This is a genomic window from Bartonella sp. TT119HLJHH (assembly GCF_042193385.1).
In the GTDB taxonomy this organism is placed as follows: domain Bacteria; phylum Pseudomonadota; class Alphaproteobacteria; order Rhizobiales; family Rhizobiaceae; genus Bartonella.
On the sequence record NZ_JBHILS010000008.1, the window covers coordinates 1 to 19,097 of the forward strand.

Below are 19,097 nucleotides of genomic sequence, written 5' to 3' on the forward strand. Positions count from 1 at the left end.
CTGTGATGATGCATATCCTGAGTTTGGTAGCGAAGATGATTATTATCGTCATGAGTATTATGCTGATTTTGAAGGGTATTATGACGATGATAATGACAGCGAATATGAAAGTGATGCTGCGTAAATGACACGCGCGGGCGCGGCGGGGGCGCCCTCCTTTAAACATCTCATTTAAAAATTTAAATCTCTATAAAGGAATTGTGCTCATGCAAAAGAAGTTTGCACTCACAAATGAAACGCGTGTAATTAATAATCATACCCTTTATCGCATTAAAGCATTAAAAGACTTTGCTGATGTTAAAGCAGGTACTTTAGGGGGCTTTATTGAAAAGGAAGATAACCTTTCTCATGATGGCAATTGCTGGGTTTATGATAATGCTTGTGTTGTAAAATCTGGTCGTGTTTATGAAAATGCAAGGATATATGGCAATGCTGCCATTGGTGGTTTTGTTTATGGCAATGCGCATGTATATGATAAAACCCGCGTGTATTTTGGAGCTCATGTTTATGATAATGCGCATCTTTCTGATAAGGTGTGGGTTTATCAATATGCAAGGGTTTATGGGAATGCAAAATTAACAGGAAGTGCACGCATTTATAGCAAGGCTGAGGTTTATGATCATGCTGTTGTAAGTAGCTCTTCAAAAATTTATGGCAAGGTTTATGGCAATGCTAGCGTGGGTGGGTATGTTAAGGTCTATGGTTCTGTTTATGGGAATGCAAAAGTGACTGGTTATCACACCATTAGAGGTTTGGTACATGGCAATGCAAGGTTAAAAAGAGATGGTTATTCATATGTCAAACAAAACTTTTATTATGCATATGGAATTCCTGAAGATTGTGAATTTATGAAAACGATACCGTTGTAAAGATTATTGAAAATAACGCTGCGTAAAGACGCGCGGGCGCGGCGGGGGCGCCCTTCTTTAAACATCTCATTTCAAATTTTATCAAATGTTTATCACATTAAATTGTGAGGGTATCTCTATGTGCAAAAAATACGAATTAACCAGTGAAATCAAAAAAATCAAACATGCTCTTACTCGAAATATTATAAGCCTTTATCGCATTAAAGCTTTAAAAGATTTTGATGATGTAAAGGCGGGGTCTTTAGGCGGCTTTATTGAAAAGGAAGTTAACCTATCCCATGATGGTAATTGCTGGGTGTATGATGAGGCTTGTGTCTATGGTCATGCAAGAGTGTATGAAAATGCAAAAATACGCCATTTTTCTCAAGTCTGTGGTCAAGTTTATGGCAATGCTGAGGTCTATGGAAAAGCTTTTATCTCTCAATATGCAAAAATTTATGACCATGCTTTTGTCTATAGCAATGCTCATGTTTATGGCAATGTTTATGGGTATGCTCATGTGAATGGTAGTGCCCGCATTCTTGCTGATGCTCATATTTATGACCATGCGCATGTTTCTTATGATGCTACGGTTTTTAGTTATGCACGCGTCTATGGTCATGCCAAGGTTTCTGGCTCTGCTTGCATTTATAGCCATGCAAAAGTTTATAATTATGCTGTTATTAATGGTCGTGCTAAAATTTATGGCAAGGTTTATGGAAATGCTTGTGTGAGTGGCTCTTGTGAGATTTATGGCTCTGTTTATGGCAATGCTAAAATCTCATATTGTGCAACGATCTGGGGGCGTGCTTATGGCAATGCAAAAATCAATAAAAAAAGCAAAGTAAGGTTGGTTCCAAAAAATTGTGAGGTTTGTGAAAGGGATAAGCTTGTCAAGATAACTGATAAAACAGAATAAAAACAGGTATGGGGGGCGTGCATTCTTTATGGTTATAAACGCATATAAAATGCATTGCTATAAACATATCATAAAAGAGAGAGTAAAATAAAAAAAAGCCGTGCCAAATGATATGACGCGGCTTTCAAATAGCGTTTTTTATTGATTAAAATGAATCATCCACAATGGAGTAATGAATGCATATATACAAAATGTATCATATTGCAAGCGCTCTATGAGAGATATGAAAACTTATCAAAAGGAATGTAAATGATGCGTATGATCTTTAATCACTCATTTGAATGAGAGAGCCTATAAAACGCTTGTTATGGCTATCAAACGTATCAAACAAATCAAAACGCTCGGTAGCTTTAACAATCCAATCAAAAGCAAATTCATATTAAGTGAATGTCTTGTAAAAACGTTCTTTTTACATTTACGAGCGTTAGGTTTCAAAAGCAGCTTTTCATAAGATAAATAAACAAACGCTTTTATAAAGTGTAAGGTTTTTAAGATTTTGCTCTGCTGTGAAATCTAGATCTTCATTTTTCATAAATGAAACGTTCTTAAGAGCAAATGATAACTAAGTTATAACTGTTATAAAAAAAAGTTTTAACGTTTCTTATAAAGATCTCATTTTATGTTTCAAACGTTTAAACGTGCATTTAAAGAGGTTCTCATAAGCGTATTTGTACTTTTCATTAAAACCTAATTTCTTTAAATATTAGCCGGTCCATTTTTGGGGGCGTTATCTTAGAATAGAGCATTCTTTAAACATTACAGCTTTTGACTCAAAATTAAGTAAAAACCGATACCTTATGATGTTACAACGATTTTAAATTTTACTTGCTTATCTTGTCTAAATAGCTGCCCCAAATTTGGGGTGACTAAATTCACTCAGCCCATATTTGGGCTCTGTGCTTTAAATGTAACTTTTAAACGTTTTTTTGATAGCTTGCTTTTATTCATTAAAAAGGCTTTTGATTTCATAAGATATAACTTTTTGAATTTCATATCTGTTGTGATGATAGGATCTGTATAATGCCTGCCTATCGTTTTCTAAATTTTTAGAAAGCGTTTTAAATATGATTTTGTCTTTAAATCTTTTTATGCAATTTTATAAATTAAACTTATAAGCTTATAATAGTTTCGCTAAAAATTTAGCGAAATTAAAAAAGTCTATATTACTAACTTCAATGCGATTTTTAAGTGATAAAAACGTATCATAAAATTTATAAACTGTTATGAATGATAACAGCTTTTCATTTCATTTGAATACACACATGCGTTATAATCTTTACATCATGATTTGCTTTTTATGCTCTATTCATACATGGCAATCTTATATCAAAAATGGTCAAATGAATCATGCATAAAAGAATGGATTCTTAAGTGGATTCATATAAAATAATTGCAAACAACATATTGACTTTATTGCGTTTTTTGATATGATATCTTTTAAAGCCTCTAAACGCAAACCTTCCCATTGTTTGATAAGCTCTAATCCTTCTTTCGATATCTTTCTCATCTAACGCTCCATAAAAAAAGCCCCACAAAAGTGAGGCGGCATAAAAATGTTTTCTTATGATCTCTATTGGCTATGCTCTTTGATCTGCTGCTCGACTTCTTCAACACGAAAGCCAAGTTGAAAGAGCGGCGCATATTCGCTTTCCTGTAATTCATACTGACAACGCTTTTCTACAAAATCACCATTTGAATCAAACGGCATGCTTGTTGTTAGACAAACCTTATGCGTGTCATCTTCAATCTCCTCTTCTCCCTCTCCAAGCTCTTTAACAAAAACCCAATAAAAACGTGTTGCTAAAAGATTCCCTAGCCTCCTTACGGTTTCAGCCTTATCAAAGGAAAGCATATTCATATAATCTTCTTTGCTATTTAAATGCTCTGGATAATCTATCATCTACCCCTCCTAAACAAAATGCCGTGGATAACTACAGCCACGGGCGCCAGCCGATTCATAAATGGCATTCCGTATAATAACTGCACGCAGATGTGGATTGATATTCGTAGTATCACACCAGTCTCCACCAGCTAACAATGCATACATATCTTTTTTAAACTGTACATTTGGTGAGGTTCCAGTTACCGTTTGCATGAAACAAACATCTCTCACAAATTGCCAAATATAACCGCAACCATCTTCACAACCGATATGCGAAATCATCCGTATATTGTTTGTATCAACATGTCCTCCAGACGTCTTAAGAGAAGGCGCTTGATTGCCGACAATACTGATAGCTTGATTACTTCCATACATGCTTAGCGAGAACTCATCACTCGTCAAAAATCTCTTATTAACAGACAAAAAATCAAAAGAATGATCTGCATAACTACGATTGGTCGTAATCGGAACACCATATGCCGACTTTGCATTTATACCTGCCCCTGATTGAAGATAAATATCAACTCAAACATGATGCTACGGATTGTAAACCATCCCTTCTGGACTACTACGCGGTCGGTGATTGAGACACCAAACAGAATTGGGCAAGATATCCCCCGCTTGATAACCCGATAAGAGATGGCCTTCAATCTCACCAACATCCGCACAAAGCGTATGAAATCCGCCAATCTTTTCAGAATTATCCTCTGTATAGCCATTAGGAGCTGTCGGATTTTGCGAAATTTCAAAGGATATCTCATTCGTCTGATCTTTTAGAGTGATATATATATAATAATCCTTTCCTGCTTCAAGATCTTCGTCAAAAGTCATCCTTCCACGCCTTGGAATGCGGTAAAAGATGGACCTATCCCCATTCTCACCACCACGATAAAAGCGAAAACACGCCCCTTCATTGATCACAAGACCTTTTCTATTGTGTGAATCCGCTTCCAAAATTCTGTCAGGTTGATTAAAACGCACATCCTCTAAAAAATTAGTGGAAAGAGCACTTACCTTACTTTGAAGCTCAGAAAAACTGTCACTGTTCCTCTGTGCCTTCTCTTGAACTTCTGTCAATGCACTCTTCGCTTCTTCCGCTAACACTTTTGCCTCAGAGGCGGCTGTATTCGCAGAATTTGTCGTTGCTGTCACCGTGTCTAATGGACTCTTGACCTCTCCAAGCCCTTGCTTCGTCGTATCAGCTTCTTCCTTTGCTTGCTCCGCAACACTCTTCGCTTCTTCCGCTGTTGTCTTCGCAGTCTCAGCTACTTCCTTGGCTTCTACAACCAAAGGTTCTACCTTACTGCCTTAGCCTGTGCTGCTTCACAAATGATCAGATCAAATTCTGGTAAACGGTATTTCTTTTGCGCATTTTCAATCACTTGGATTGATTGGTAAGGAGCAAACACCTCAGTCATTGCATTTGCTAAGACTTTATTTTTTTTCAAAGCTTTTAAGCATCAGTTGGTAGCTGATAGAGCCAAGATCTGAGACATCGAGTTCGACAACAGCATCTTTGTTTTACGACGCTTGCCAACTTATGTATCAGAACACACCGCAAAGAAACGCAATGACACTTCTGTATAGAGTGTCCATTCTCTTATCGTTTGTGACATCAAAGCCAGAGAAGGCACGAAAAACAAAACACGCTTGCCAGTTCCGGCTATTTGTTCTGCTATCTTAAAGCTGGTAAAAATCTTCCCCACTCCACATACCACAATAAGTTTGCCGCGATCTGCTTCTTTTAAACCCTCACAGACTTTCTCATACTTTTGGATTTGTTAAAAAGTTATCCCTAATTGGTGCTCTAATTGCTTTTGCAACATTCCCAGCATTGTTTTTTGAAAGCGAATTTATTGCCTATAGAAATGTCGTTAAAATGTAGCTTTTTGGTTTTCACTTTTAAGCTCCCCCCGCGGAGTACGGTGCGAACACCCTCGCATTAATATTCCGAAAGTCTGAAAGTACTTAGTTTGAATCCGCTTTTTTGCTTTTAGTGCTCATCGCACCTAGACATAGAAAAAAATTCCATAATTCCGAGACACCAACAGAGTAGGCTCATTTTTATGATCAAACTTTAGGGCTTTCAGACCCTACTGATCGCTGCATAGACGACCAAAACTACCCCTTAAATAATAAAGTAATTTCAGGAAACTGGCAATTAAAATTAAAGTAATCTCAAAGACTATAAGATTGGATACTCTTCAAAAGAGAGCCAATGCGAAGAACTGTCATCATGGTTAGTCATCACCCCACACAATGCTTCTTTTTCAGAAACCGCACAACGAGATATAAGAAAAAATGTTGTTTGCAAAGTTCTCTCTTGCCTATACAAAGAGAAAATGAAAAATTTGGAGGGCGCCCTATGATAAATGACATTTACTGTGTTGGACGCAATTATGTTGAACATATTCATGAACTAGGCAATGTTGTTGAAGATGAACCTGTTATCTTTAGCAAGCCAAAAAGTTCACTCGTTTTAGGCAATGAAATTTATCTCCCTGATTTTTCAAAAGAAATACATTTTGAAACTGAAATTGTGCTCAAAATCTCAAAGGACGCTTTCATGATCATGGAGGAAGAAGCAGAAGAATGCTATGATGCCGTAGCAATAGGTCTTGATCTCACCGCGCGGGATTTGCAAACAAAACTGAAAGAAAAAAAGCTTCCTTGGCTTTTATCGAAAGGATTTAAAGGCGCTGCATACGTCTCTGACTTCATAAACAAAGAAAAAATAAACACACCAATCACCTTTGCAATGAAGTTGAATGGCGAAACAAGGCAAGTTGGCAATACGAAAAATATGATCTTTAGCTTTGAGAAGATAATCTCATTTTTAAGTCACTACATTCAGCTAAGACGTGGTGATCTCATATACACAGGCACTCCACAGGGTGTCGGAAAACTTTCTCAGTTTGACAGAATAGAATTGTATCTCGAAAATCAATTAATTTCAGAGCTAAAAGTAAAATGAATCATCAAATACTGACCTTTTTCATTGTTTCATTTTTTTTAGTCATCTCACTGGGACCGAATATGGCCCTTATCATAGATAATGCAACGCGACTTGAAAAAAAACGCATTTACGAATGTTTTAGGATTGTATACCGCAACATATGTGCATGGGACATTTTCCATATTGGGTGTATCAACGCTCATTCTCAATAACAAAACGCTGTTTTTTTAGTAAAACTCATGGGAAGCTGCTATTTATTATATATGGGCTTTAAATCGATTAAATCTGGAATACACAGCTTAAATTTAAAAGAAAGAAGTTCAACGAATGAAAAGCATGCTACGAGTGAAACAAAGCTTTTAACCAGCTATATGGACGTTTTTTTGACACAAATACTAAACCCCAAAGTATCTATATTTTACATAGCAGCTTTTCCAAAATTCTTAGCTTCTGGAGGTAGCATTAAAAAAGGTTTTGAACTTGTCACAATACATTCTTTCAACATCTTTGCATGGTTTACTTTAATGACCATTTTTATATCATTTGCCAGTACCACCTTAAAAAAGCAGCGGGTAAAAGGCTCGATTAACATTGCGACAGGAACAGTTTTATCTCTGTTTTCTTTTTTCATTTTCTTTGGATAGTTTTATCTTTTGATAACAAATTCTAAAGTTAATAGAGCAATCTTTTCCTGATTCTGTCTCTCACTATGAATAGCTCAATCTCTAACAGAACTTATAGAACTACCAGTTCTTTCCCATTTTCTCCGAAGAATTGAATTACGCTGCATTTCAGTATTATAGCATAAAGACGTTTTGTATAAAGAATTCGAATTTCTCTCAACATTTTATCAAGTGTTATCAATATCTAAAGGGACATCTTATTCACCACTTTAAAAGAAAGAACTATGGTAGCTCTCTTTTCCTCTGTAAAACAAAAATAATCCCTTCTCACTTATGATAGCACCATACAAACAAAAAAATGATTTTAAAAATCATTTTAATTTTCCATTAAAAATTATTTCTTAAACTAAGATGAGAACTCTCGAGTGCTATTTGAGCAAAAAGTAAAACTCTCACCATTATGAATAATAATAAATAATGCACTGATTACAAATAATAAGTTTCAAAAAATTATAAAAACTCCTGACAACTTTCTGAAATAATTTTAAAAGCCCCACGTCTTTTAATGAACAATCTATTTGTTATTAATAACAATAAAAAGCTCCCTATTCAAATATCTGTTACGTTATTTAAGAGGACAACATTCTCTTTTTTCAAAAGCATATTCTTTTCTTTATCCACACAAAATCATAAAAAACGTTTTTTTCCTTTACACCTCATTTATATCATGCTTCGATACGAAATAATGCTTTTTTAGTGTAATTTAATCTCAAAATAATTAAAGGGAACCCCCAAAAAATGAGCTACAAACAAAATTTAAAAGATAATTCTCAGAATAAGTTGCAGCGTGGACTACACAACCGACATGTACAACTTATAGCCATTGGTGGTGCTATTGGAACAGGTCTCTTCATGGGGGCAGGAAAAACAATTAGTGTAGCAGGTCCTTCCATCATACTCGTTTATGCTATTATCGGTTTTGCTCTATACTTTGTCATGCGTGCTATGGGAGAATTGTTGCTTTCTAATTCACAATACCGATCTCTTATTGATTTTTCAACCGATATGCTAGGACCGGGAATCGCTTTCTTTGTTGGCTGGAGCTATTGGTTGAGCTGGGTTGTAACTGGAGCTGCTGACATTATTGCCATCATCACTTATATGAACTTTTGGTGGCCAACACTCAATCCATGGTTTACCGTTTTTACCTGCATTAGTGTCTTTTTAATCTTTAACCTCTTTGCCGTGAAACTATTCGGTGAACTTGAATTCTGGTTTGGTCTTATCAAAGTCGTCGCAATTTTAGCATTAATTGTTGTGGGATTTTATATGATCGTTACGGGCTTTACCTCTCCCAATGGTACAGTTGCTTCTCTCAATCACGTATGGAACGATGGCAATATCTTTCCGCGAGGAATGACAGGTTTTTTTGCTGGATTTCAAATTGCCATTTTTTCTTTTGTTGGTATAGAAATTGCTGGAACAACCGCTGCTGAAGTAAAAGAACCTAAAAAAGTTCTCCCCAAAGCAATTAATGCAATACCGGTCCGTATTGTACTCTTTTACATTTTTTCTCTCGCTGTAATTATGTCTGTCACACCTTGGGATCAAATTGTTCCAGATAAAAGCCCCTTTGTCTCGATGTTTTGGCTTGCAGGCATTCCGATAGCTGCTGGCTTGGTGAACTTTGTCGTTATCACCTCAGCTGCCTCTTCAGCAAATAGTGGTATTTTTTCTACCAGCCGTATGATATATGGACTTGCAACACAAAAAGGTGCTCCTCCAATTTTAGGTAAACTTTCCAAATACCATGTTCCAGCCAATGCTTTATTCTTTTCCTGCTTATGTATTTTAATAGGGTATACAATTGCCTCACTCTCTCCAAGCCTCATAAGTGCTTTTACAATTGTGACAAGCATTTCAGCTATTGCATTTTTATTCGTATGGTCTGTAATTTTGATTAGCTATATTGTGTATCGTCGCAATCGCCCTCATCTACACACTGAATCCATTTATAAAATGCCAGGAGGTGTTATCATGTGTGGGATAATTTTAGTTTTCTTTGTTTTCATGCTCTATTTGTTGACATTAGAAGCTGATACTCTACTAGCCTTAAAATATAGTATATTCTGGTTTGTTTTCTTAGGTATAATGTATTTTATGTTTGTAAAGAAAAAAATAACTCAAGGTAACAAATAAAGTCTATACATAAAAACATCTCCAAAAAGGGTAATTTTAGTTACCCTTTTTCTACTTAACCTCCTCCCCAAACATCAAAAAACGACGATTCCTACCGGCACCGGTTTGTAAACAATCCGGCTTATTAAGGGGGAATGCTGCTGATCATTTATATGGTTCACCTACATAAGGCTCTATGGGCTAGCCCTGCCCTGAACACTCACCACCCATTCTAAAAATACTTAATGCATAAAATGTTATATGCTTTATATCACTACTCTACACAACAGTATTTTACTGTATAATAGGATGAGAATAAGCTATTCTGTAAAGAATTCTCTATAAAATTCACTGACATTGTTTACTAATAAAACATGAGATTTATCTAAAACTTTTCCCCCTCCAAAAGTTTATATTCAATTTTTTATCAAAATTAAAAATATAGCTTTAAACAGAATATATCTTAATAGCTATCTGCAATAAAAAAAGATTCTATGAAAATATTTTTCTATTTGTAAATAAATTTTAAAGATAACTATTTAAAGATAAACTTTAAATATATTTTTAATATTTTTAATAAAATTTCAGCTATTAAAAAAAATATTTTCTTTATATAAAAAATTTATATATAATAAATTTATAATTTTATTTATATTTTTCTATAATTAGAAATAATATATTAATAAATAATTTAAAATATAAAGATTTTTATATAATATTTTAGTATATAAAAATATATATTAATATAAATTATTATATATAATATATAATAATACTATATATTATAAATTGTATTATATATTATATATAATTTATGTATAAATCATAAAAAATTAAAAAAATATATTATAATTTGCATTATGTTTTATATATATAAAATAATTACTCCATCATTTAATAATGTTTTTGCTTTATTCACATAAAGTCATAGAAAAAAATTCCTTTACTCCTTAACCATAGCGTGTTCCGATAGAAGGAATTACCTTTTTTAGGGTAATTTTTATTTAAAAATAACTAAGGAGAACTCCCCAAAAATGAACAAACAAAATTTAGAAAAAAAACCTAAGAAGAAATTGCAACGTGGACTACATAACCGACACATACAACTTATAGCCCTTGGTGGAGCGATTGGAACAGGTCTCTTCATGGGATCAGGAAAAACAATCAGTGTAGCAGGACCTTCGATTCTACTCGTTTATGCAATTATTGGTTGTGCTCTATACTTTGTCATGCGTGCTATGGGAGAGTTATTGCTTTCTAATACACAATATCGATCTTTTATTGACTTCTCAACCGATCTTCTAGGACCGTGTGCTGGATTCTTTATCGGCTGGACATATTGGTTGTGTTGGATTGTCACTGGAACTGCTGAAATTATTGCGATTGTCACTTATACACACTTTTGGTGGCCTGAACTCAATCCATGGATTCCTGTTATAATTGGTCTTATGTCCTTTTTAATTCTTAACCTCGTTGCCGTAAAACTATTTGGCGAACTTGAGTTTTGGTTTGGTTTTATAAAAATCGTAGCAATTCTAGTCTTAATTGTTGTAGGATTTTATATGATCTTTACCGGTTTTGTCTCTCCAAACGGTACAGTTGCTTCTCTTAGCCATATATGGAACGGTGGGAATATTTTTCCGCGAGGAATTACAGGCTTTTTTGCTGGATTTCAAATTGTTATTTTTGCTTTTGTTGGCATTGAACTCGCTGGAACAGCTGCTGCTGAAGTAAAAGAGCCTCAAAAAGCTTTACCACAGGCTGTTAATTCAATACCAATCCGCATTGTATTCTTTTATATATTCTCTCTTCTTGTGATTATGTCTGTGACGCCGTGGGATCAAATCAGTCCAGAAAAAAGCCCATTTGTAACAATGTATGCACTTATTGGTATTCCAACTGCTGCAGGTTTGATGAACTTTGTTGTCCTCACAGCTGCCGCATCTTCAGCAAATAGTGGAATTTTTTCTACCAGCCGTATGATATATGGGCTAGCAACACAAAAAGGTGCTCCTAAATTTTTAGGAAAACTTTCTCGTAACCACGTTCCAGCCAACGCATTATTCTTTTCATGTTTATGCATCTTATTTGGTTATGCCGTTGTATCGTTATCTCAAACACTCATAGCTGCTTTTACAATTGTTACGACAATTGCCGCAACTTTGTTTATATTTGTATGGTCTATCATTTTGATCAGCTATATCGTCTATCGCCGCAATCGTCCTCTCCAGCATACTGTCTCTCCTTATAAAATGCCAGGAGGTGTTGTTATGTGTTGGGCGCTTCTTGTTTTCTTTGCATTCATTATCTATTTATTATCATTAGAAGCTGATACTGCCATAGCTTTAAAATACACTCCAGCATGGTTCATATTTTTAGGAATTGTATACTTTCTTTTTGGGAAAAAGAATTATGCAAAAAATTAAAAAATAAAGCTTATGTTTCCAAAAACATATAAAAAAGGGTAACTAAAGTTACCCTTTTTTTGATATTTATCTATAAAATTATAAAAGCTATTGACAAAATATCTCTGTAGAAGCTTCAATTACGCTCTTTATCAACCAAAGCATTCGATTTTATCCAAGGCATCATAGAACGAAGTTTTTTACCAACTTCTTCAATAGGATGATTATCATTTAAACGCCGCATACTTTTAAAATGAGCAGCACCAGCTTTATATTCTTGAATCCAATTCGATGTAAATTTACCCGTTTGAATATCTTTCAATATACGTTTCATTTCTGCTCTAGTTTTATCCGTAATCACACGTGGACCAGACATATATTCACCCCATTCAGCTGTATTAGAAATCGAATAATTCATATTTGCAATGCCCCCTTCATACATGAGATCAACAATCAGTTTCACTTCATGTAAACACTCAAAATAAGCCATTTCTGGTGCATAACCTGCTTCCGTTAGCGTTTCATAACCGGCTCGAATCAATTCAACAAGACCACCACAAAGAACCGCTTGTTCACCAAAAAGATCAGTTTCGCACTCTTCTTTAAATGTTGTTTCAATCACCCCAGCACGTCCACCACCAAGTCCACATGCATAAGATAATGCTACATTATGTGCATGCCCTGAAGCATCTTGCGCCACCGCTATTAAGCAAGGAACACCACACCCCCGTTGGTATTCATGACGAACTGTATGCCCTGGACCTTTAGGAGCAATCATCACAATATCAACGTTTTTTTTAGGTTCAATCAAGCCAAAATGAATGCTCAAACCATGGGCAAAAGCAATTGCTGCCCCATCACGTAAATGGTCATGAATATGCTCTTTATAAATATCAGCTTGCAATTCATCTGGTGTTGCCATCATAATGAGATCTGCCCATTTTGCTGCTTCAGCAACACTCACCACTTCAAAACCATCGGCTGTAGCCTTTTTAACTGTTTCCGACCCTGAACGCAAAGCTATTTGTACATTTTTAACACCGGAATCTTTCAAATTTAAAGCATGCGCACGCCCTTGAGAACCATAACCAACAATGGCTACTTTTTTCCCTTTAATGAGATTAACATCCGCATCACGATCATAATAAACACGCATAAAAACACTTCCTTCTTTCTCTATTTAAACTGGATTTCAGATTACTTATTTATTCAATAAGAAACATTATCTTCAGTGCATCACACACTATAAAGACAAAAAACGCTGCTTATAAGAACAGAGCAATTGAATAAGCTTTTAAAGTTTACATATTGTATAGAAAAAACTGTGGTCCCCAAACATTCCAAAAACATATACGGATCCCCAAATACACTTCAACTGCTTCTCTAAAAGAACGATATATTACATAAAACAAGATTTCTAAAGAAAATATACCTGCTAATACTCTACTCTTCTATTGCGTATATTGCGCAACAAAACATTATATCCTAAAAATTAAAATACAACATACAATTCTTAACATGAACCAAATCAATACGGATAGCAAGAAAAATTACAAAATAACAAGTATTGTTTTAATACAACCTTCAAAAGCATATACAACAAGATCTTTAGAATAATAGAGAGGATGCTTTTACTTTTTACATTCTTTTAATATCCACGCCTCTCACACGAAGAATCCCCCCATACGGCTATTATGTTATCCATTTATGGCGCCTTATAAAAAAATTTTAATATGCTCAAGCCCTTTTCAAGAATTCCCTATAATAGTGTAAGTTTTATTGCACATCACTCTCTTTACTTCATAAAGCTACAAGTCGATATTATCATTCTATTTAACAGCTCCTATTGCATTAAGCTTATTCATAAGGAGATTTTACGTTATACTATTTACAGATAACCCAAAAATGAGCTCAAATATCAAGAAAATTTATGTATTGATCCATTAAAATCCTACGCACTCCTTTATAATGGAAATACTTTCAAAACCCTATTTCTTCTCCATTCAAAGAAATTATAATAAGAAGATTTTAAAACTTCCTCATAATGGATAGTACAAATAAAAACATCGCATACACTCAAAAACAAAAGATAGAAAGCAACCAATAAATAGAGGAACAATAGAATATTTATAATGCACGATAATAGTGCTATTTATCTCAAACATATATTATGTTCTAAGATAAATTGGCAAACCTCTATAAAAATTTCTTTTCCAATTTTTATAGAGAGAAAAAGATTACGATAATAACCGAATAAAACGCTGAACAGTCTCATGTATTCCATACTCTAATGCATCAGCAATGAGCCCATGGCCAATAGAAACTTCATAAAGCCAAGGAATATTTTTGACAAGAGCAGGAAGATTCATAAGTGTCAGATCATGCCCCGCGTTTATACCTAACTGCAATTCTTTTGCTCTTCTTGCTGCTAAAACAAGTTTATTGAGCTCTTGATCTTGTTTTGTTTTATCCTGAAATGCACCACCGTAAGGTCCCGTGTAAAATTCCACACGATCAGCGCCCATTGTTTTAGCAATATCCAGACCATCGACAGTAGGATTAGCAAAAAGGGATACACGAATCTTTCTGTTTTTTAAATTCTGAATAATAGGTGCTAAAAATTCTGCATCATGAGCAAAATTCCAACCATGATCAGACGTTGACTGATCTGGATCATCAGGAACAAGGGTAATCTGATCCGCATAGTTTTTAGCGATATCCAAAAATTGATCACTGGGATAACCTTCAATATTAAACTCAGCAGTAGGAAAAGTGTTCTTTATTAAACAGTATATATCTGGCAAATCCGCAAAACGAATATGCCTTTCATCAGGGCGTGGATGAACCGTCAAACCTGCTGCTCCAGCAGCAAGCGCTATATGCCCAATATTCGTTATACTTGGCCACGGAAGATTACGTCGATTACGCAAAACAGCAACAGCATTAAGATTAACCGAAAGTTTTACCGCCATACCCATTTCCATTTTTTATAGTGTGTAACAAGATAGAAAAAAGGCATTTTCCATCTGAAACTTAGATGATATACACATTTTTTTCTATCGAACAATCGTTAAACGCTCTGCTGCGCGGGTAATTCCCGTATAAAGCCAGCGCGCATACATATCACGAAATGCAAAACTTTCATCAAACAAAACGACATTATTCCATTGCGAACCTTGCGCCTTATGAACCGTCAATGCATACCCATAATCAAAATCATCATATCGCTTTTTTAATTGCCATGAAATTTCTTGATCAGGGTTTTCAAACGCTGCTTTTAAAAGTTTAATCTTTGCTACCCCACGCTCACTTTCTTCTGGTTTCACAAGAAGATTAATACTTGGTTTAACGGTCTCCTTCTGTGAAGTCATCACCTTCCATAAAGAGCCATTCAACAAACCTTTAATAGGATCATTTCGCAAACACACCAGTTTATCTCCCGCTTGCGGATAATCTGCTGTAAATCCCTTTAACACACGCAAACGCTGATTATAAAGGTGGCGTGTACGATTAATCCCTACCAAGACCTGATCAGCATCCAAAACCAATTGTTGATTGACCTCTTTACGTGTCACAACGCGCGCTTCTCCATAGTCACCATAAGCAATATCGCGTCCTTCACGTACATCCATAGCAAGACGTATAATCGGATTATCGCGCGCTTGCCGATGAATTTCTGAAAGAAGAAAATCTGGTTCCCCATTAGAAAAAAAGCCCCCACCTGATATAGGAGGCAATTGACCTGGATCACCAAGAACAAGAATTGGCGTTCGAAAACTCATTAAATCACGGGCCAATTGTTCATCAACCATTGAGCACTCATCAACAATAATGAGTTTAGCTTGTGTAGCAGCACTTCTTCGATTTAACGTAAATGTTGGAGCAATAGACTTTTTTCCTGTTATTTCATCGGAAACTTCCTCTTCTCCACGTGGACAATAAATTAGCGAATGAATAGTACAAGCATTGCTTGCACCTTTAGAACGCAAAACCTGCGCCGCCTTCCCTGTAAAAGCAGCAAATTGAACAGAACCATCAACTGTCTCTGCAAAATAGCGCGCAAGCGTCGTCTTACCCGTCCCCGCATAGCCAAAAAGGCGAAAAAGAGGAGAACGCCCTTCCCTCAACCACGCGGCAACAGCCTTCAATGCATTATCCTGTTCCCGTGAAAACTGCATAGCTTACCAACATAAGATTTGCATAAAAAAAGCAGTATTTTGAAAAAAACCGACTATCAAGAAAAAATTTTTTATTAAGAATTGCTGACACACGCCCATCTAACAACTTTCGTAGCACAATTATCAATTATTTACCCATTGTTTTTCCAAGATATTGTAACAATCTAAATTTTATCTATACATCGATCTTCTGGGTAACACCTTATACTTATCAAATAAAATATCATTTTTTACAACAGTAACACCAACAATGGAATATGCATATCTTAAATTTAAAATAACACCTCTATACGCTTTTTCTAACCAAAATTTAGAATGAGAAAAAGAGTATTGCAATTGCAAAAACCGCGCTAGAAAAAATGTCCTTAACAGGATAAGAATAATGTCATTTTATGAATACTATTCTACACAATCAATCAGCTTTCTTGCTCATAAAAATTAAAGTACATCCACTATTACGAAATAATCATTAAATATATCAAAAACCTTTTGGTAAAAATAGAAATAGCTCTCAACAAAACGACTTAATCCTACAATGATACACCTATAAGGTTCTTATTTCCCTCTTATCATGATTTTAATAAATTTACTCTTCATGCTACAAATATGTTATATCTCAACGAATAAAGAGAGACATCACGCTTATATGCAGCACGCTTTATCTCGCACAAATATGGAGCTTTGTCTATTTCGACAATAAAATCTGGTTCGTAAGTATGGCCTTTTTAGTAGTCTATTATAAGAAAACTGGAACATGGTTTCAGTCCAGCGTAACACTTCAGGTTCATCCTCTAAAATATGAGAAAAGCACAATTCTCCATCGACTGAGTCAAACTTTTTCTTTTTATCACAATGTTTTAAAGTTTATAAAAACTAATTAATTAATGCTATTCTTATTGCTAGAAATAACAATGAAATCAAGGGGGATAATTTGTTAATAGGCTTGGCGTTATGTCAAAATATCAGTGGTGATATTGCTTTTTGGTTGTTTTAGAAATGAAATAATGAACTCAAATATTGATGAATAAAACAGGAGGTTTAAATTGAAAATATTAATTCCAGATGACTATCAAAAAGCTACCCTAACATTACAGTCTATTACAAAATTAATGAAATCGCATGAAGTGCTGGTTATAAATAATTTAGCTCAAGAATGTGATTTAGAAGATAGGCTCAAAGAGATAGATATTCTGATCTTAATCAGAGAGCGGACTATAGTTGATAGAAATCTTCTCCTGAAACTGCCAAATTTAAAATTAATCTGCCAAACAGGCCCTATAGGTTCACATATTGATATAGAAGCTTGTAGAGACTTAGGAATTGAAATATTAGACGGTGGTGGAGATCCAACTTCTGCTGCTGAATTTGCATGGCTCTTAATTATGTCTGCGCGTAGAAAACTCTGTAAATCTGTATCTGATATGAAAAAAGGACGATGGCAAACAACATTTGGCAACCAAATGAAAGGGGCTACTCTTGGAATATTCGGGTTTGGGCGTATTGGTAAAATGGTTGCTCAATATGCTCAAGCTTTTGGCATGTCCATTTTGGTTTATGGGAGTGAGCGTTCAACGCAAGAAGCAAAAAATTTAGGTTATCATTTTACACATTCAAAAGATGAATTTTTTACACGTCCTGACGTTATATCCGTCCATTTACGTTTAAGCGATAAAACCAGAGAAATCATAAAATTAGATGATCTATTGAACATGAAACCACATGCTATTTTTGTCAACACTGCACGTTCAGCTTTGGTTGAAAAAGGGGCGATAGAAAAAATACTAAGTTTGGAAAACTCAACTTACTTTGCACTGGATGTTTATGAAAGCGAGCCAGTATATGAGAGCAAATTATTGCAATCAGATAGAGTTCTTTGCACACCGCATCTGGGCTATGTGACTGAAGAAAGCTTTGAGAATTATTTTGAAAAAGCTTGCCAAAATATAGCTTCTTTTATAAAGAGCGCTTAATGTCGGCTGAGCCAATGTTTGTAAAATTTATCTTATATCGCTAGCCTATCAAATTTGCATTACACATAACAGCTTATTTCCTTAAATTAAGCATATTTCTTAGCTTTCATATTCATACCAATCGTATTGACAGATTTTTATGTAATCAGCATAAAATACCTCATTTATTGTTGCAATCATTATTAAAAAAAGGCTACTTCATTGGAATACACTTTAATTGGAGGGGGGCTGAGTGAGCAATAATAAATTTATAGAAAAAAATTATTATAGATGGATTGTATTGCTTGTTGCCACGATCGCTCAAGCTTCAGCCTGCTTCTTTGTTCAAGGGATTGGTCCTTTAGCTGAATTTTTTAAGAAGGATTTCTCGCTTAGTGACTCTCAGATAGGTTTACTATCTTCAGCAGCGCAATTCCTACCTATTATTGGGTTACTCATAGCTGGTGAATTACTAGACAAGTTTAACGAGCGCTATATTGTTGGAGTTGGAGCGGTCGGCGTTTCTGTCGCTCTTTTGTTGGGAGCAATCACAGATAACTATATTTCCCTTTTGGTTTGTTTGCTCATTGTAGGGGGATTTTATAGTTCTGCTCAACCTGGTGGCGCTAAATCTGTTTCTGCATGGTTTCCACAATCGCAACGCGGATTTGCAATGGGAATAAGGCAAGCGGGGCTACCATTAGGTGGGGCATTAGCTGGGATGGTTCTTCCTGCGAGTGCGCTTGTCTATGGCATAAAAGATGCGTTTTTGGTCGGTGCCATCGTTTCTTTTTTAGGGGGATGTATCTTTATTATTTTTTATCACGCACCAGCAAAAGTTGTCGCTATCGTTCCAAAAAGCAAGGCAAAAGTTTCGTTCTATGCAAATGTAAAGTCTCGTCTTGCGATGTTAACTGCACCGCATATGAAGAATATTATTTTTTCAGGCGTTTCACTTGTGATCGTTCAATATGTTTTAACCATTTTTATAACGATTTATTTTTATAGAATCCATCAGCTGTCCTTAAATAAAAGTGCTTATTTGTTTTTTGTTTCACAGGCTTCTGATGCCTTAGGAAGAATTATTTTAGCAACGTGAAGTGATCATTGTAGAAAAGGACGATTTTTTCCTGACTTGTTTTGCATGATTGCAGTCGTT

General features: G+C 35.2%; 13 protein-coding genes and 3 pseudogenes. 8 read left to right on the forward strand and 8 right to left on the reverse strand.

The features are described 5' to 3' along the window. Nucleotides 1-206 precede the first annotated feature (206 nt). Together ACFIJL_RS05540 and ACFIJL_RS05545 are read left to right on the forward strand one after the other, a co-directional pair. Nucleotides 207-895: pseudogene (locus ACFIJL_RS05540) on the forward strand (hypothetical protein). A 92-nt stretch (nucleotides 896-987) separates the two neighbouring features. Then, nucleotides 988-1,767: a hypothetical protein gene (locus ACFIJL_RS05545; RefSeq protein WP_375623298.1), complete on the forward strand. Its 780-nt coding sequence runs from the start codon at nucleotides 988-990 to the stop codon at nucleotides 1,765-1,767. A gap of 1,426 nt (nucleotides 1,768-3,193) precedes the next feature. Here the strand turns inward: ACFIJL_RS05545 and ACFIJL_RS05550 are convergent. From ACFIJL_RS05550 to ACFIJL_RS05570, 5 genes and pseudogenes are all read right to left on the reverse strand, one after another. Next, nucleotides 3,194-3,274 (reverse strand): annotated as a pseudogene (locus ACFIJL_RS05550) (lysozyme); the annotation flags it as partial. A gap of 63 nt (nucleotides 3,275-3,337) precedes the next feature. Continuing rightward, a complete protein-coding gene (locus tag ACFIJL_RS05555; protein ID WP_375623300.1) occupies nucleotides 3,338-3,667 on the reverse strand; it encodes a hypothetical protein in 330 nt (109 codons plus the stop codon). Between the two features lie 9 nt (nucleotides 3,668-3,676). Continuing rightward, nucleotides 3,677-4,024 carry a hypothetical protein gene (locus tag ACFIJL_RS05560; protein WP_375623302.1) on the reverse strand — a complete coding sequence of 116 codons (348 nt, stop codon included), beginning with the start codon at nucleotides 4,022-4,024 and terminating at the stop codon, nucleotides 3,677-3,679. Between the two features lie 162 nt (nucleotides 4,025-4,186). Beyond that, nucleotides 4,187-4,939 carry a hypothetical protein gene (locus ACFIJL_RS05565; protein WP_375623304.1) on the reverse strand — a complete coding sequence of 251 codons (753 nt, stop codon included), beginning with the start codon at nucleotides 4,937-4,939 and terminating at the stop codon, nucleotides 4,187-4,189. Between the two features lie 26 nt (nucleotides 4,940-4,965). Beyond that, nucleotides 4,966-5,427 (reverse strand): annotated as a pseudogene (locus ACFIJL_RS05570) (DEAD/DEAH box helicase family protein); the annotation flags it as partial. A gap of 587 nt (nucleotides 5,428-6,014) precedes the next feature. On the opposite strand from ACFIJL_RS05570, the gene ACFIJL_RS05575 reads away from it, so the two are divergent. The 4 genes from ACFIJL_RS05575 (at nucleotide 6,015) to ACFIJL_RS05590 (ending at nucleotide 11,832) form a co-directional block, all read left to right on the forward strand. Then, on the forward strand, nucleotides 6,015-6,623 hold the full coding sequence (locus ACFIJL_RS05575) for a fumarylacetoacetate hydrolase family protein (RefSeq protein ID WP_375623306.1): 609 nt from the start codon (nucleotides 6,015-6,017) through the stop codon (nucleotides 6,621-6,623). A 245-nt stretch (nucleotides 6,624-6,868) separates the two neighbouring features. Further along, nucleotides 6,869-7,249 (forward strand): LysE family translocator, encoded by a 381-nt coding sequence (locus ACFIJL_RS05580; protein WP_375623308.1) that lies wholly within the window; start codon nucleotides 6,869-6,871, stop codon nucleotides 7,247-7,249. 777 nt (nucleotides 7,250-8,026) lie between these two features. After that, nucleotides 8,027-9,427, forward strand: a complete 1,401-nt coding sequence (locus ACFIJL_RS05585; protein ID WP_375623310.1) for an amino acid permease — start codon at nucleotides 8,027-8,029, stop codon at nucleotides 9,425-9,427. A gap of 1,013 nt (nucleotides 9,428-10,440) precedes the next feature. Further along, nucleotides 10,441-11,832: an amino acid permease gene (locus ACFIJL_RS05590; protein ID WP_375623312.1), complete on the forward strand. Its 1,392-nt coding sequence runs from the start codon at nucleotides 10,441-10,443 to the stop codon at nucleotides 11,830-11,832. A 115-nt stretch (nucleotides 11,833-11,947) separates the two neighbouring features. On the opposite strand, the gene ilvC is transcribed toward ACFIJL_RS05590, so the two are convergent. From ilvC to ACFIJL_RS05605, 3 genes are all read right to left on the reverse strand, one after another. Beyond that, a complete protein-coding gene (gene ilvC, locus ACFIJL_RS05595; protein ID WP_375623314.1) occupies nucleotides 11,948-12,967 on the reverse strand; it encodes a ketol-acid reductoisomerase in 1,020 nt (339 codons plus the stop codon). A gap of 1,081 nt (nucleotides 12,968-14,048) precedes the next feature. Further along, entirely contained in the window at nucleotides 14,049-14,783 is a 735-nt protein-coding gene (locus ACFIJL_RS05600) for a pyridoxine 5'-phosphate synthase (protein ID WP_375623316.1), read from the reverse strand. A gap of 84 nt (nucleotides 14,784-14,867) precedes the next feature. Beyond that, complete coding sequence (locus tag ACFIJL_RS05605; RefSeq protein WP_375623318.1) at nucleotides 14,868-15,989, reverse strand: ATP-dependent RecD-like DNA helicase; 1,122 nt, start codon at nucleotides 15,987-15,989, stop codon at nucleotides 14,868-14,870. Nucleotides 15,990-17,032: 1,043 nt separating this feature from the next. On the opposite strand from ACFIJL_RS05605, the gene ACFIJL_RS05610 reads away from it, so the two are divergent. Beyond that, nucleotides 17,033-17,959, forward strand: coding sequence for a D-2-hydroxyacid dehydrogenase family protein (locus ACFIJL_RS05610; RefSeq protein WP_375623320.1), 927 nt, complete (start codon nucleotides 17,033-17,035; stop codon nucleotides 17,957-17,959). A 232-nt stretch (nucleotides 17,960-18,191) separates the two neighbouring features. Continuing rightward, on the forward strand, nucleotides 18,192-19,037 hold the full coding sequence (locus tag ACFIJL_RS05615) for an MFS transporter (RefSeq protein WP_375623322.1): 846 nt from the start codon (nucleotides 18,192-18,194) through the stop codon (nucleotides 19,035-19,037). The last annotated feature ends 60 nt before the right edge of the window (nucleotides 19,038-19,097 follow it).